This window comes from Gallaecimonas xiamenensis 3-C-1, assembly GCF_000299915.1.
Classification (GTDB): Bacteria; Pseudomonadota; Gammaproteobacteria; order Enterobacterales; family Gallaecimonadaceae; genus Gallaecimonas; species Gallaecimonas xiamenensis.
Map to the genome: position 1 here is coordinate 98,860 of NZ_AMRI01000012.1, position 12,376 is coordinate 111,235.

Consider the following 12,376-nt stretch of genomic DNA (forward strand, 5'->3'; position numbering starts at 1 on the left):
TAATGGCGCCATCTTAGGTGGCTGGACGTCCAAACAGAAAGATTAAAAAAGGCTTTTGTATGCCATAACGGAATAAGCAGCGCGGTTGTGAGGCGCCCTTGGCCCAAAGTAGAATGCAGCCACTTTAGCCCATGCCATCAGGAGTGCGCCGTGAACGCCGCCCGTTATGCCGAGCTGTCCGGCATTGCCCTTTCTTCTCAAGGACTTGCCATAGCCGACGCCCAGGTCACCACCCTGGACCAACTGGCGCCCCTGGCCCCTGCGGGGCCCCTGGCCCACTACCTTTACCAGGTGCCGGAGCTGGGTGAAGGCGGTGCCTGTTCCCTGTTCGGGCAACTGGCCGAAGAGCCTTATGACCTTCGCCCCATCATGGGCGGCCAGAACGCCGACAACGATGCCCTGCTGGCCCGCCTCAATGCCGCCGTGGAGCATGTCACGGCACAAACCCAGGTGGACTGGCTGGGCCTCTATCCGGCCAAGGTCAACCCCATTGGTGACAAGGTGCTGGTCAAGTACGCCTACTGTGGCGCCCCGTCCCGCCCCGAGTTCCCCCTGACCGCCGAGTTTGCCACCATCTCCAACAATGCCACCGTGGGCCTGAGCGGCCGTGGCCGTTTGATCCAGGACGTGGCGGCCTACCTCAAGGACGGCGGCGAATACTACACCTGCGACCCCAAGGTGCAGGCGGAGCTGTGTATTCCGCTGTACGACGAAGCGGGCAACACCATCGGCATCCTCGACGCCGAAGCCTTCAGCCCGGACTATTTCAGCGATGAGAAGCTGGCTGTTTTTGTGGGCCTGGCCCTGTGGACGGCCCGCCAGCTCTGAGCCAAGCCCCGCAACGCGGGGCTTTTTTGTACCCATAAAAAAACCCGCCGAAGCGGGTTTTTATCAGCACAGCGCTTTAGAAGTGCAGGCTGAGGTTGGCGAAAACGCCATCGAGTTTCAGGTCGGCGTCGAAGTCACCGATGTCGTCCAGCTTGAGCTCCATGGAGCGATAGCCCAGCTGCACGCCCACATCCACCGGGCCTATGATGTCGAAGTCGTAGCCCACAAAGGCGCTGTAATCGATAAGGCGGTTGCCGCTGTAGGTGACACCGTTACCCTGGGCACCCACATAGAGGCCGGTCAGGGGCAGGTCGAAACGGCCGTTCAGGTACAGCATGGGTACCCACTCGTCGACGCTCTCACGGCCGCTGCCGGTGAGATCGTTGGCCAGCTCAACATGGCCGTCCAGGTGGCGGGCGGTGATACCCAGGTCCAGATCGCCACCGATATCCCACAGCTCGTAGTAAAAGGTGACATCGGTCATCTCGATCTGCAGGTCGCTTTTAACCTCGGTACCGGCGATGAAGGTGGTGTTGTCGAATTCGACGTTTTCATTGAGCTGGCCTTTGCCGCTCTCGGAGATATCGCTGTAGGCCAAGCGCAGGTTGGGCAACAGCGGTATGGGGTGTTCAAAATTGACGTACCACTGGGTCAAATCGGCACTGTCCAGGCCCAGTTCGTCGTCCACCTGGACCTGCTCTGACAGCAGATCACCGGAGAAGTCGTTTTTCCACTGGCCCACACCGGCATAAATGCCCAGGGCATCGGCGCTGGCCGGCAGGGCAAAAGCACTTAGCAGGGCAGCGGCAGCAACAGTTTTTTTCATGTCCTTTAACTCCATGGAAATCAGCTGTGAAGAGAGTAGCCTTAGCCGTCCGCCAGGGGCAAGGGCGCCGGACACTCCATACAGCTTGGCGACATCCGGATGCGGCTTTTTTAGCCCAGGCATCAGGATAAAGGATAAATGTTGCAAAAAAGCCGCCCGGAGGCGGCTTGGTGGTCAACCTTTGTCCAGCAATTCCTGGAGGTCGGTGACAGCGGCGTTAGCCCGGCTGACGTAGTTGGCCATCACCAGGGAGTGGTTGGCCAAGAAGCCAAAGCCGGAACCGTTGAGGATCATCGGGCTCCACACCGTTTGCTGGGTCGACTCCAGCTCGCGGATGATCTGGCGCAGGCTCACCATGGCGTGCTTGTTCTTGAGGATAGGCTCAAAGTCCACCTCGGCAGCCTTGAGCACATGAAGCAGGCCCCAGCTGTAACCACGGGCTTCGTAGAAGACATCGTCCAGCTTCCACCAGGAGGTGGAGACCTTGTCATGGATCTGGCCGTCTTCCGGCAGGTCCAGGCTTTCTTGGCCGACGGAGGCCGCCAGGCGTTGGCTATAGCTGCCCAGGCGTTTTTCCACCAGGCGCAGCAGTTCACGCAGGTTGTCGGCGCGGGCATAGAATTCAGCCTTGTCCGGCCCGGTCTTGCTGAGGCGGGCCCGGTAAGCCTTGAGGTGGTTGATACCGCGCTGGTACTCGCTCTCGGCACGGGGCATCACCCAGGAGCGGCGGTCCACGTTAAAAAGCGGCTGGGCTTCCTTGAGATCCCGGTCTTCGCTGGACTGGGACTGGGAACGGGACAACTCGTTACGCATCACCAAGGTGGTGTCGCGCAGCAATTCGAGGTTGCCAAATTCCCAGGCCGGCATGTTGTCCAGGAACACCGAAGGGGGCGCCACATCGTTGGACAGGAAGCCACCGGGCTTGTCCAGCAGGGTGTCGGCAATGTGGATGACGGTGCTGGTCATGGTGGTGCCGGTCACATCGCCGGGCAGGTTGTCTGCCGCTATGGCCGCCTGGGCCTGGGCCTTGACGTCAAAGCGGTCCGGTTCACTGGACCAGTAAAGGCCCAACAGGTAACCGGCGGCAACCAGGCCCACAAAGCTCCATGTGACGACTTTTCCTCTCACCATAACGACTCCTTTATTGAGAAGAGCGGGGTCGGGCCAGGATATCCTGGGTCCGCCCGTCTGAAAAATACAATGTCAGCGTCAGCGGTTTATCCACCGCCAAGGGGGCACTCAAGCCCATCACCATCAGGTGCAGGGCACCGGGTTCCAATACCTGGGTCTGGTGCGGTGCCAGGGTTAGGCTGTCCAGGTGGGTCATGCGCACCTTGTCCCCGTCCTGGCGATAGCCGTGCAGCATCACGGAGCTGGCCTCGGGGCTGCGTACCGCTTCGATAGTCAGGGGGCTGTCCCCTTGGTTACGCAGGGTCATATAGGCGGCGGTCATGTTAACCCCTGGCGGCATCAGCCGCACCCAGGGACCGTCCACTGCCAGGGGCTCGGCGGCCAAGCCGAGGCTCGCCAGTAGCAAGAATCCGATGCTGTATTTCACCCGACCTCCTTGTTTTACTGGTTGTACCAGTCTAACGTACTCATGCCAAAACAGATATAGGAAATCCCGATGACCGATTTCGTCAAAACCGCCCTGGAAGGGGGCGTGCTCAAGGTCAGTCTGGAGCGCTTCGACAAGAAAAACGCCCTGACCCAAGCCATGTACGACGGCCTTACCGCAGCCCTAAGACAAGCCGAGTCTGACCAGGCTGTCAAAGTGGTGCTGCTGCAGGGTAACGACCAGGTATTCTGCGCCGGTAACGATCTGGAAGACTTCTTGAGCCTCAAGGACTTGGGAGAAGATAGCCCGATTCTGCGCTTCCTCACCACCCTGGTGCGCTTCAAAAAGCCGCTGCTGGCGGCGGTAGCCGGCCCGGCGGTGGGCATCGGCACCACTGTGCTGCTCCATTGCGACCTGGTGGTCGCCCAAACCGGTAGCCGCTTCCAGTTGCCTTTTGTGGCCCTGGGGCTATGCGCCGAAGCCGGGTCCAGCCTGCTGCTGGCCAAGCGTATCGGCCAGGCCAAGGCCAACGAATGGTTGTTGACCGGCAAAGCCTACAGCGCCGAAGAAGCCCTAAGCCAGGGGCTGATCAATCAGGTGGTTGAAGGGGACGTTTGCGCTACCGGCCTGGCCCTGGCCAAACAGTTGGCACAGCTGCCCAGCGACGCCCTGGCTACCACCAAGGCCCTCATTCGCGCGCCCTATCAAAAGGAAGCGGAGAAGGCCATTGCCGACGAGGCCCGTGAGTTCGTGCGCCTGTTGCAAGGTGACGAGTGCAAGGCGGCCGTCAAGGCCTTCTTTACCCGGCGTTGACCCGGCGGCTGGGCCTGACCAGCAGCCAGATCACCAAGAGCGGGAGCCACAACGGGATGGATACAAAAGCCAGCCCGAAAAACAGGCTCCCGCATATCAGCAAGAGCAGTAAAACCACTCCCAGCAGGGTCCCCCCCAGGGTCACCAAAGCCACCAGGAACAATACGCCTACCAGGGCCACTGCCCCCAGGTTGGAATCCACCTGCCAGCTGTTGTGGCCGCTCATCACCATCACATGGTGCTGCCAGTCGCCACCGAAGGCGAAATAGAGCCAGGCGGCGACCAGGGCCAGGATTATCAGGGTTTTCTTTCCCATTGCCCCTCCAAATACGGTTTAACAGGCAGCAACCAGATGGCGACACCGTACAAAATGGCGGTGGTCACCGGGGAGATCAGCAAGGCCACCAAAGCCGCCAGCCTCACCCAGGCCCTGTCCAGGCCAATCACCGGGGCCAGCCCCGCACAGACGCCGAACAACAGCTTGTTGCTTCGGTCTTGGTACCAGCGTTCACGCATGGTCGCCTCCTATCAAGGTGATCAAGGTACCGCCCGCCAACACCACGGCCGGCGGTACCAGCCAGTAAAGCAACAGCAGCGACATGCTGATCATTGCTGATCGTCCTGTTCGGCCGGCGCTTCCTCAGTGCTGCCCAGTTCCGGCAGAGCCAGATTGGACATGGCCGCTTCCAATTTCTTGCTGAGTTCCTTGCTCAGGTTTTCCTGGATGCTTTCCAGGGCTTTACTGCTTTGCTCAACCACCATGTTGGTAACAGTGGTGGTGAGATCTTCTTGGGCGGCAACAGGTGCAGACAACATAACAACACCGGCCAGGACAACAATGTTCAGGGTTTTCATGGCCAACTCCTTGTTGGGGTTATCGAATACACAAGGGGTATTACAAGGGCCGTGCCAACCTTGATTATTATTTTAAGTTATTGATTTTTAACATAATAAAAAATAAGACCACCGTAAGGGTGGCCTTATTTAGGGACTGGTGTGACTAAATACGCCAACGCTGTTGGCGAAATTTACCACTCATTCAGGACTGCGTTCGGTCAAGGCCAGGGCGGCCTCCATCACTTCAAGACCGGCGCCGGTTTTGTGGGCATTTTCCGACAGGTAACGGCGCCAACGGCGACCACCGGTCTGGCCGTTAAAGAGCCCCAGCATATGGCGGCTGATGTGGTTAAGGCGGGCACCAGCGGCCAGTTCCGCTTCGATATAGGGGAACATGGCCTCCACCACGGCGCGGCGGCTGACCATGGCGCTATCCACGCCATAGAGAGCGGCATCCACTTCGGCCAACAGGTAAGGGTTTTGATAGGCTTCGCGCCCCACCATCACCGAGTCCACGTGCGCCAGGTGGCCTTGCATTTCATCTAGGGTCTTGATGCCACCGTTGATGCCGATATGCAGGTTCGGAAAGTCCTTTTTCAGCTGGTAGACCCGGGGGTAATCCAGCGGCGGGATCTCGCGGTTTTCCTTGGGGCTAAGGCCACTCAGCCAAGCCTTGCGGGCATGGACGATAAAGGTATCGCAGCCGGCTTCGCTGATAGTGGACACGAAATCTACCAAGAAGGGGTAGCTGTCCATATCGTCGATGCCGATACGGCTTTTTACCGTCACCGGAATGGAGACGGCGTCCTTCATCGCTTTGACGCAGTCCGCCACCAGGGTCGGTTCGGCCATCAAACAGGCGCCGAAGCGGCCGTTTTGTACCCGGTCAGAGGGACAACCGACGTTGATGTTCACCTCATCATAGCCCCGCTCCTCGGCCAACTTGGCGCAGTGGGCCAAGTCCGCCGGGTTCGAGCCCCCCAGCTGCAACGCCACCGGGTGCTCTGCTTCGCTGAACGCCAGGTAGTCGCCCTTGCCATGGATAATGGCCCCGGTGGTCACCATCTCGGTATACAGCAGGGCATGACGGCTCAGCTGCCGGGCAAAGACCCGGTAGTGGCGGTCGGTCCAATCCAGCATGGGGGCAACGGAGAAGGTACGGTCCAGCATGGGGCGCGCTCACATCAAAGGGGCGCAAAGTTTACTCAATGGCCACCCCAGCGGCAAATCAGCCGCATTGCCTAACCTTGGGCCAGGTCGTCTTGGCGTTTATTCAGGTGAAGATAGCGCCCGCCGGGGCAGCTAGATTTAGGGCGCACCGGGCGCCTGATAGAAAACGTGAATGGCTAATGGGGTCTCAGTAAAGGTCCGTTAGCGCACCCAGGCCTGGCCCTGGATTTGCTTTTGACAATGGCGCCAGGAACCTCCAGCGCCTCAAGCTCTTGGTTCAAAGAGCAGCCCTGCATAACATCAGCCTGGCGGGCATAGGCATTGCCCTGTGTTCGACTTGGTGTTGTTACCAGCATCCGGAGCGAGGTGAGCTGGTGGCTATCTTCACCGACTACCCGGTACAGGAGCGCACCGCCATCTGGTCGGTAAGGCCCAACTCAGGGCTGATGCCCCACAAGGTGCCGGTCTTTATCGACTTCCTGATTGAGCGCTTTGGCTCACCGCCCTACCGGAATAACCCCCGTTAAAGGCCCTTGGCCGAGGGATTATCAAAAAAAACGATAAAGTTATTCTGCCTTTTGCACCTTTATCAGCGCAGCGCATTGCTTAGAATAGCGGCCCGACTGGAGACGGCGGCACAGGGCAGGCCATTACCCCCTGACCCGCTGCCCTCCGTGACCTGCGAATGCCCGTTGGAGAAAAGCGTGACCCATCCCATCATCCAAGATCTGAACAGCCGTTACACCGTCAAGAAGTACGATGCCAGCAAGCGCATCAGTACCGACGATATGGATGTCATCAAGGAAGCGTTGCGCCTCTCGGCTTCTTCCATCAACTCCCAGCCCTGGAAGTTCATCGTCATTGAAAGCGATGCCGCCAAGCAGCGTTTCCACGACAGCTTCGCCAACAAGTATCAGTTCAACCAGCCCCATGCCAAAGAGGCCTCCCACACCATCCTCTTTGCCTATGACCCCCATTTCACCAAAGAAAAATTCAGCAAGCGGGTGGACGCCGAAGTCAGCTCAGGCCACCTGCCGGCCGACCGCTACGACGCCTTTATGGGCGCCTACGCCTTTGCCCAGGCCAATACCGACGCCAACGGCTACAACGGCGGCTGGACCAAGTCCCAGCTCTACCTAGCCCTTGGCAACCTGCTGCACACCCTGGCCCGCCTGGGTATTGCTTCTACCCCCATGGAAGGGGTGGACGCCCAGATGCTGACCGAGCTGTTCAAAGACGAACTGGACGGCCACATCTGCGAGGTGGCCCTGGCCATGGGTTACCACAAGGATGGGGAAGACTATAACCACGGCCTGCCCAAGGCCCGCCTGGCCCAGGACGACATCATTACCGTCCTCTAAGGCGCCAAGACGCAAAAAGGCCAGATGCAAATCTGGCCTTTTTTATGGCCCCCCTTGGGGGACCTTGGCACTGACAACCTTAACTTAGAGCCGTTCTTGGAAGAAAGGCGCCAGCACCGATACCGCTTCGTCCACGTACTGGGGGACGTCGTACAGGGACATGTGGTTGGCCCCTTCCACCACGTGCAGGTTTTTGTCGCTACTGGCGGCGCGGGCCAGCAGGTCATCACTCATCCATTTGCTGCCGGCAACGCTGCCGGCGACGATTTGCATCGGCTGGGTCAGGAAGGCTTCGGCCAGGTTGTAGGCATCGTAGGTGATGATTTGGTTGAGGCTGCGGGCAGTCATAAAGCCCGGGGCGTTGGGGTGTTCACAGCGCGGGGTGTGGTAGTACTCCCAGGCTTCACGCAGCTCCTCGTTGGGGGCATCTTCTTCGCGCATCGGCGCCAGCGGCAGGGTAGCCAGTTCGCTGGCGTTGGCGTCGCTGGTGCGGGCTTCTGAGCCATGCACCACATAAGGCAGGGCGTCGGCGTCCGGCACGGTGTTTTCCCAGCCGTTACGGAACATCTGGCCGATGTTGACGGCGCTGACGGTACCCAGGGCCTTGATGCGGCGGTCGGTGATGGCGGCATTGGCGGCATAGCCACCGCCGGCGCAGATACCCATGGCGCCGATACGGGCGTTATCCACATAAGGCAGGGTGGTCAGGTAGTCGATAACGGCGCTGATGTCCTCGGTGCGGATATAGGGGTTTTCCAGCTGGCGGGGCTCGCCGGTGCTGGCGCCCTGGTAGGAGGCGTCAAAAGCGATGGTGACCAGGCCGTGCTCGGCCAGCTTGCGGGCATAGAGGCCGGCGGTTTGTTCTTTGACGCCACCACCGGGGTGAGCCACCACCAGCGCCGGGTACTGGCGGCTTTCATCAAAGCCGGCCGGGAAGTTAATCACGGCCGCCAGGGTAACGCCTTGGCCATTGTGGTTGGGAATTTGGATGTTTTTCATGCTGAACACTCCTCGGTGATAGTCGTCGGCTCAACGCCGGGCGGTCCGTCTGGGAGCCCCGACTGGGCTGAGCCGTTTGAACACGAATTCAGTATCAACGAGGAGCTGGTGAACATCCTGCACAAAAGCGCTACATTCTTGCCTATTTCAACAAGAAATCGAAAAAAATCGCAGTTTTAGCCGGCCGGGAGATAGACTTGTCTGTATTCCCCCTGGCAGGACAACCCATGGACAGCGCCCAAAGCAAGACCTCTGACGCCCTGGCCAGCCTGCGCAGCAGACTGCTACGCCTGGCCAACCACAGTGGAGACTATCAAACCGAGATAGCGGCCCTTTCCATACACAGGCGGGACAAGGTGTCGGAGCCCCTGCCCTGCGTTTACGAGTTGGGGCTGGCCATCACTGTCGCGGGCTACAAGCAGACCAGCATAGGTGACCTGGTATTTGACAACAGTCCTGGCCAGTCGCTGTTGGCGTCGGTGGACATTCCAGTGGTGGCCAAGGTAACCCAGGCCAGCCCTGCCGACCCTTACCTGGCGATCATGCTGCGCCTGGACCCAAGGCTGGTGATGCAGGTTGCTTCCCAGGTGACCCTACCCAGGGCGCCAAAAGAGTTGAGCTACAGCGCCTTGTCACAGGGCCGCCTGGACAGCGGCATGCTTGAAGCCGTCGACCGGCTGGTGGCCTTGCTGGACACCCCGGAGCTGCTGCCGCTGGTGGCGCCTTTAACCCTGCAGGAGATCATCGCCCGGCTGCTGCTGAGCCCCCATGGGGCCACCTACATGCATTTAAACGCCAGCGGTTCGTCCAGCCGCCATATCACCCAGGTCATGGGCTGGTTGAAAAATCACTTTAACGAGGCCATCAGCATCGAAACACTGGCGGACATGGCCCATATGAGCACCTCCAGCTTTCGCCATCACTTCAAGGCGGTGTCGGGCATGAGCCCGCTGCAATACCTCAAGCAACTGCGCCTGCAAGAGGCCCGGCAGCTGATGCTCAACGACGAGTTGGATGTGAGCAGCGCCGGGTTTAGGGTGGGCTATGAAAGCGCTTCCCAGTTCAGCCGCGAATACGCCCGGCTGTTTGGGGCGCCGCCCCTACGGGACATCAAAGAGCTTCGCGAGCAGGTCAATTGAGCCTGCGCGCCCATAAAAAAGCCCCGCTCAGCGGGGCTTTTTCCATTCAGGCCTGGGCCTCAAAGGCGCTGTGGTAGCACACTTGGGCGCTGGGCACCTGCCCTGCCAACACCAGCGCCTGGAAGTAAGGAGCCGGCACGCCGGGCAAGACAAGGCCGGGATAATGGCGAAAGCCAAAGCGGCCGTAATAGGCCGGGTCGCCCAGCAGCACTATGCCTTTAGCACCAGCTTTTTTGGCCTCGGCAATGGCTGCCGCCATCAGCGCCGCGCCTATATACCGAGATGGGCCCCAGCCCCAACCAGGCGTCCTCTTGGGGCGTCAAGGTAACAGGGGATAGGGCCAGGTGGCCCAGCACCTGCCCTGCCTCTTCGGCCACCAGGGACAATGCCAAGGCCCCTTCGCGCCGCAGAGCGTCGACAATAAAGTGCTCGGTATGGCTGCTATGGGCTGCCTGGGCAAAGGCCGCCTTGGTGACCTGGCCAATGGCCTGGATGTCGCCTTGGCGTTCAGGGCGGATAACAAATTGAGTCATGGTAAATCCTTATCAGGGTCGACAGCCGGGGGCCAAGCCCCCGGTGGGAGCTTAGCGGTTGTCCAACTGGGGCCTGACAGCCAATAGGCCGGCCTTGTTAATCCTGTAGGGTTGGCCGCTTCGCGATTGGATCAGGCGTTTGTTCTTGAGTTTGCGAAAAACCGCCAAGGTACAGTCGAGCAGCAACAGCCCTTCACGGCTGTAGCATTCGACGGCAGTAACCCGCCCTGAGGTGTCGCGCTGAAAAAGAATACGGCCGCCTTTGGCAAGGACGTGCAGCGTCCGCTGTTCCGGCTTGGAAATGTTCACGTTGAATTCTCACAGTAATCACATGTGCAAAGGCAGCAAGCAAAGGTGCTCGCCGAGTTTCAATGCGCATCGATAACCACCAACCGGCCGGCAACGCGGCGGCAAGGGGTTATCAGATCACTGCTATCTCCAACATACAGGCCTCGAACAAAAAGAAGGGTCACCCTGGGGTGATTGGCCGCATGGTAAAACACCGGTTCTAATGGGGCAAGGATTTAGGCCTGGTAGCAGGCCAGGAACATATCCAGGGCGCTCTCAATCACCGCTTTGGCCTCGCCGTCGCTCAGCAAAGGCGCGCCCATGGTCAACTGGGGCCAGAAGGCGAAGGTCTTTAACAGGCCGTGCAGCTGCTGGGCAGCCATGTCCGGGTCCAGGGGTTTGAGGCGGCCGTCGGCCAGGGCCGCTGCCAGCCAGTGGTTCAAACCCTGCTCCCGCTTGCCGATGCGCTGCACTATCACCTGGGCCCGCTCAGGGGAATGAATGGCTTCGGCCACCGCCACCTTGGCCAGGTCCAAAAAGGACGGGTCACGCAGCATGGTTACCTTGGCCGCCAGCAGGGCCGCCAACTGGTCCCGCAAGGGGCTGTCGGCCTTGTAGCCCTGGTCCAGGCCTGGGTCACAGCTTTGCCAGAGAGTGTCCAGGCACTCGGCAAAGAGCCCTTCCTTGCTGGCAAAATGGTTGTAGACGGTACGCTTGGACACCTCGGCCCTGGCCGCCACCTTGTCCATGCTGGTGGCCTCGTAACCCCGCTCACGAAACTCGCCAATGGCGGCCTGGATAATGGCGTCACGTTTAAGATCGGTCAGGCGGGTCTTGCTCATGGGGGCTCCGGGGCAGGCTTTGGGCAAAGATTACACTAGGTAGTTTACTTTCCCAACACACAAAACTACACTGTGCAGTGTAATTTTACTGTGGAGTCGCTAATGAGCCGTAGTTCATCTTCTACCGCCGCCCAACCGGCGCGCCAGGGCCAGCAATACCGCAACAGCCAGCCCCTGCCCAAGGCCGGTTTTGGCAAGACTGTGAAGATCTTCTGGGATTTCTTCTTTAACAAGCCTGCCCACACCCAGCCCGCCGCCCCCTTTGAAGTACAGGCATTGACCGGCGCCCACCTGGACAGCGCCCCTGACCACAGCCTTTGGCGGCTGGGCCATTCCACAGTGTTGATGAAACTGGGTGGCCACTTTTACCTGACCGACCCGGTCTTTGCCGAGCGGGCTTCACCGGTGCAATGGGCGGGACCCAAACGCTTTCACCAGCCCCCCATCAGCCTGGCGGAACTGCCCCCCATCAAGGCGGTGATCCTGTCCCACGATCATTACGATCACCTGGACAAGGCGACGGTCATTGCCCTGGCTGGCAAGACCGACTACTTCCTTACCCCCACAGGGGTCGGTGACTTGCTGGTGGAATGGGGCCTGCCCGCCGACAAGATCCACCAGTTGGCCTGGTGGCAGGAACACAACCTGGAAGGCATTCGCTTTGTGGCCACCCCCACCCAGCACTTTTCCGGGCGGGGCCTGACCGACGGCAACAGAAGGCTCTGGTGTTCCTGGGTGATCATGGCCGCCGAGCAACGTATTTTCTTCAGTGGCGACTCCGGTTACTTCGACGGCTTTAAAGCCATTGGCGAACGCTTCGGGCCCTTTGACCTGACCCTGATGGAAACCGGCGCCTATGACCAAAACTGGCCCGGGGTGCATATGCAACCTATAGAAAGCCTGCAAGCCCACCTGGACCTGCAAGGCCAGTGGCTGCTGCCTATCCATAACGGCACCTTTGACCTGGCCATGCACAGCTGGTTTGACCCATTCGAGCAGATCCTGGCCCTGGCCACAGACCGCCAGGTGCCGCTGTGCACCCCCGCCATGGGTGAACGCCTTGACCTGCGCCAACCCCACCCCGGCCAAGCCTGGTGGCGGCCCCTGGCGACCGAGGCCATGGCCGAAGTGGGGGCCTTTTCCTGATCTAGCGCAAAAAACCAAGCAAAACAGTAGCTTCTA

18 protein-coding genes are annotated in these 12,376 nt (G+C 59.9%); 6 read left to right on the top strand and 12 right to left on the bottom strand.

Annotated elements, in window-relative coordinates:
• Positions 1–150: 150 nt before the first annotated feature.
• A complete protein-coding gene (locus B3C1_RS10020; RefSeq protein ID WP_008484606.1) occupies positions 151–828 on the top strand; it encodes a GAF domain-containing protein in 678 nt (225 codons plus the stop codon).
• Positions 829–904: 76 nt separating this feature from the next.
• Here B3C1_RS10020 and B3C1_RS10025 read toward each other — a convergent pair whose 3' ends face one another.
• The 3 genes from B3C1_RS10025 to B3C1_RS10035 form a co-directional block, all read right to left on the bottom strand.
• A complete protein-coding gene (locus tag B3C1_RS10025) occupies positions 905–1,654 on the bottom strand; it encodes a TIGR04219 family outer membrane beta-barrel protein (RefSeq protein ID WP_008484607.1) in 750 nt (249 codons plus the stop codon).
• A 174-nt stretch (positions 1,655–1,828) separates the two neighbouring features.
• Positions 1,829–2,785 (bottom strand): DUF2333 family protein, encoded by a 957-nt coding sequence (locus tag B3C1_RS10030; protein WP_035481712.1) that lies wholly within the window; start codon positions 2,783–2,785, stop codon positions 1,829–1,831.
• Positions 2,786–2,795: 10 nt separating this feature from the next.
• Positions 2,796–3,212 carry a copper chaperone PCu(A)C gene (locus B3C1_RS10035; protein ID WP_008484610.1) on the bottom strand — a complete coding sequence of 139 codons (417 nt, stop codon included), beginning with the start codon at positions 3,210–3,212 and terminating at the stop codon, positions 2,796–2,798.
• 69 nt (positions 3,213–3,281) lie between these two features.
• On the opposite strand from B3C1_RS10035, the gene B3C1_RS10040 reads away from it, so the two are divergent.
• A complete protein-coding gene (locus B3C1_RS10040; RefSeq protein ID WP_008484612.1) occupies positions 3,282–4,025 on the top strand; it encodes an enoyl-CoA hydratase-related protein in 744 nt (247 codons plus the stop codon).
• Here the strand turns inward: B3C1_RS10040 and B3C1_RS10045 are convergent.
• The 4 genes from B3C1_RS10045 to dusA all read right to left on the bottom strand — a co-directional run bounded on the left by B3C1_RS10045 (position 4,012) and on the right by dusA (position 6,032).
• Positions 4,012–4,341, bottom strand: coding sequence for a hypothetical protein (locus tag B3C1_RS10045; protein WP_008484614.1), 330 nt, complete (start codon positions 4,339–4,341; stop codon positions 4,012–4,014). The genes B3C1_RS10040 and B3C1_RS10045 overlap by 14 nt on opposite strands.
• Positions 4,323–4,541 (bottom strand): PspC domain-containing protein, encoded by a 219-nt coding sequence (locus B3C1_RS10050; protein WP_008484616.1) that lies wholly within the window; start codon positions 4,539–4,541, stop codon positions 4,323–4,325. The genes B3C1_RS10045 and B3C1_RS10050 overlap by 19 nt, the downstream gene beginning before the upstream one ends.
• Before the next feature lie 90 nt (positions 4,542–4,631).
• Entirely contained in the window at positions 4,632–4,880 is a 249-nt protein-coding gene (locus B3C1_RS10055; RefSeq protein WP_008484618.1) for a hypothetical protein, read from the bottom strand.
• A gap of 180 nt (positions 4,881–5,060) precedes the next feature.
• Complete coding sequence (gene dusA / locus B3C1_RS10060; RefSeq protein ID WP_008484619.1) at positions 5,061–6,032, bottom strand: tRNA dihydrouridine(20/20a) synthase DusA; 972 nt, start codon at positions 6,030–6,032, stop codon at positions 5,061–5,063.
• 374 nt (positions 6,033–6,406) lie between these two features.
• Here dusA and B3C1_RS20440 point away from each other — a divergent pair, with 374 nt between their 5' ends.
• A complete protein-coding gene (locus tag B3C1_RS20440) occupies positions 6,407–6,559 on the top strand; it encodes a hypothetical protein (RefSeq protein WP_192813366.1) in 153 nt (50 codons plus the stop codon).
• Between the two features lie 177 nt (positions 6,560–6,736).
• Complete coding sequence (locus B3C1_RS10070) at positions 6,737–7,393, top strand: nitroreductase family protein (protein WP_008484621.1); 657 nt, start codon at positions 6,737–6,739, stop codon at positions 7,391–7,393.
• Positions 7,394–7,477: 84 nt separating this feature from the next.
• Here B3C1_RS10070 and B3C1_RS10075 read toward each other — a convergent pair whose 3' ends face one another.
• On the bottom strand, positions 7,478–8,392 hold the full coding sequence (locus B3C1_RS10075) for an alpha/beta hydrolase (RefSeq protein ID WP_008484622.1): 915 nt from the start codon (positions 8,390–8,392) through the stop codon (positions 7,478–7,480).
• A gap of 227 nt (positions 8,393–8,619) precedes the next feature.
• On the opposite strand from B3C1_RS10075, the gene B3C1_RS10080 reads away from it, so the two are divergent.
• Positions 8,620–9,531: an AraC family transcriptional regulator gene (locus B3C1_RS10080; protein ID WP_008484623.1), complete on the top strand. Its 912-nt coding sequence runs from the start codon at positions 8,620–8,622 to the stop codon at positions 9,529–9,531.
• A 46-nt stretch (positions 9,532–9,577) separates the two neighbouring features.
• On the opposite strand, the gene B3C1_RS20800 is transcribed toward B3C1_RS10080, so the two are convergent.
• The 4 genes from B3C1_RS20800 to B3C1_RS10095 all read right to left on the bottom strand — a co-directional run bounded on the left by B3C1_RS20800 (position 9,578) and on the right by B3C1_RS10095 (position 11,194).
• The gene (locus B3C1_RS20800) at positions 9,578–9,790 is read right to left on the bottom strand and encodes a GNAT family acetyltransferase (protein WP_008484624.1); all 213 of its coding nucleotides are present in this window, start codon (positions 9,788–9,790) and stop codon (positions 9,578–9,580) included.
• On the bottom strand, positions 9,750–10,064 hold the full coding sequence (locus tag B3C1_RS20805; protein WP_008484626.1) for a GNAT family N-acetyltransferase: 315 nt from the start codon (positions 10,062–10,064) through the stop codon (positions 9,750–9,752). The genes B3C1_RS20800 and B3C1_RS20805 overlap by 41 nt, the downstream gene beginning before the upstream one ends.
• A gap of 51 nt (positions 10,065–10,115) precedes the next feature.
• The gene (locus B3C1_RS10090; RefSeq protein ID WP_008484627.1) at positions 10,116–10,373 is read right to left on the bottom strand and encodes a YjhX family toxin; all 258 of its coding nucleotides are present in this window, start codon (positions 10,371–10,373) and stop codon (positions 10,116–10,118) included.
• A 215-nt stretch (positions 10,374–10,588) separates the two neighbouring features.
• Entirely contained in the window at positions 10,589–11,194 is a 606-nt protein-coding gene (locus B3C1_RS10095; protein WP_008484628.1) for a TetR/AcrR family transcriptional regulator, read from the bottom strand.
• A gap of 102 nt (positions 11,195–11,296) precedes the next feature.
• Here B3C1_RS10095 and B3C1_RS10100 point away from each other — a divergent pair, with 102 nt between their 5' ends.
• Complete coding sequence (locus tag B3C1_RS10100) at positions 11,297–12,340, top strand: MBL fold metallo-hydrolase (protein WP_008484629.1); 1,044 nt, start codon at positions 11,297–11,299, stop codon at positions 12,338–12,340.
• Positions 12,341–12,376: the final 36 nt, after the last annotated feature.

Bases quoted from the DNA above. Each gene is read 5' to 3' on its own strand.
- B3C1_RS10080 (WP_008484623.1), top strand. From the start codon at position 8,620: ATGGACAGCGCCCAAAGCAAGACCTCTGACGCCCTGGCCAGCCTGCGC.
- B3C1_RS10050 (WP_008484616.1), bottom strand. From the start codon at position 4,541: ATGCGTGAACGCTGGTACCAAGACCGAAGCAACAAGCTGTTGTTCGGC.
- B3C1_RS10025 (WP_008484607.1), bottom strand. From the start codon at position 1,654: ATGAAAAAAACTGTTGCTGCCGCTGCCCTGCTAAGTGCTTTTGCCCTG.
- dusA (WP_008484619.1), bottom strand. From the start codon at position 6,032: ATGCTGGACCGTACCTTCTCCGTTGCCCCCATGCTGGATTGGACCGAC.
- B3C1_RS10030 (WP_035481712.1), bottom strand. From the start codon at position 2,785: ATGGTGAGAGGAAAAGTCGTCACATGGAGCTTTGTGGGCCTGGTTGCC.
- B3C1_RS20800 (WP_008484624.1), bottom strand. From the start codon at position 9,790: ATGGCGGCAGCCATTGCCGAGGCCAAAAAAGCTGGTGCTAAAGGCATA.
- B3C1_RS10075 (WP_008484622.1), bottom strand. From the start codon at position 8,392: ATGAAAAACATCCAAATTCCCAACCACAATGGCCAAGGCGTTACCCTG.
- B3C1_RS10100 (WP_008484629.1), top strand. From the start codon at position 11,297: ATGAGCCGTAGTTCATCTTCTACCGCCGCCCAACCGGCGCGCCAGGGC.
- B3C1_RS20805 (WP_008484626.1), bottom strand. From the start codon at position 10,064: ATGACTCAATTTGTTATCCGCCCTGAACGCCAAGGCGACATCCAGGCC.
- B3C1_RS10045 (WP_008484614.1), bottom strand. From the start codon at position 4,341: ATGGGAAAGAAAACCCTGATAATCCTGGCCCTGGTCGCCGCCTGGCTC.
- B3C1_RS10095 (WP_008484628.1), bottom strand. From the start codon at position 11,194: ATGAGCAAGACCCGCCTGACCGATCTTAAACGTGACGCCATTATCCAG.
- B3C1_RS10040 (WP_008484612.1), top strand. From the start codon at position 3,282: ATGACCGATTTCGTCAAAACCGCCCTGGAAGGGGGCGTGCTCAAGGTC.
- B3C1_RS10055 (WP_008484618.1), bottom strand. From the start codon at position 4,880: ATGAAAACCCTGAACATTGTTGTCCTGGCCGGTGTTGTTATGTTGTCT.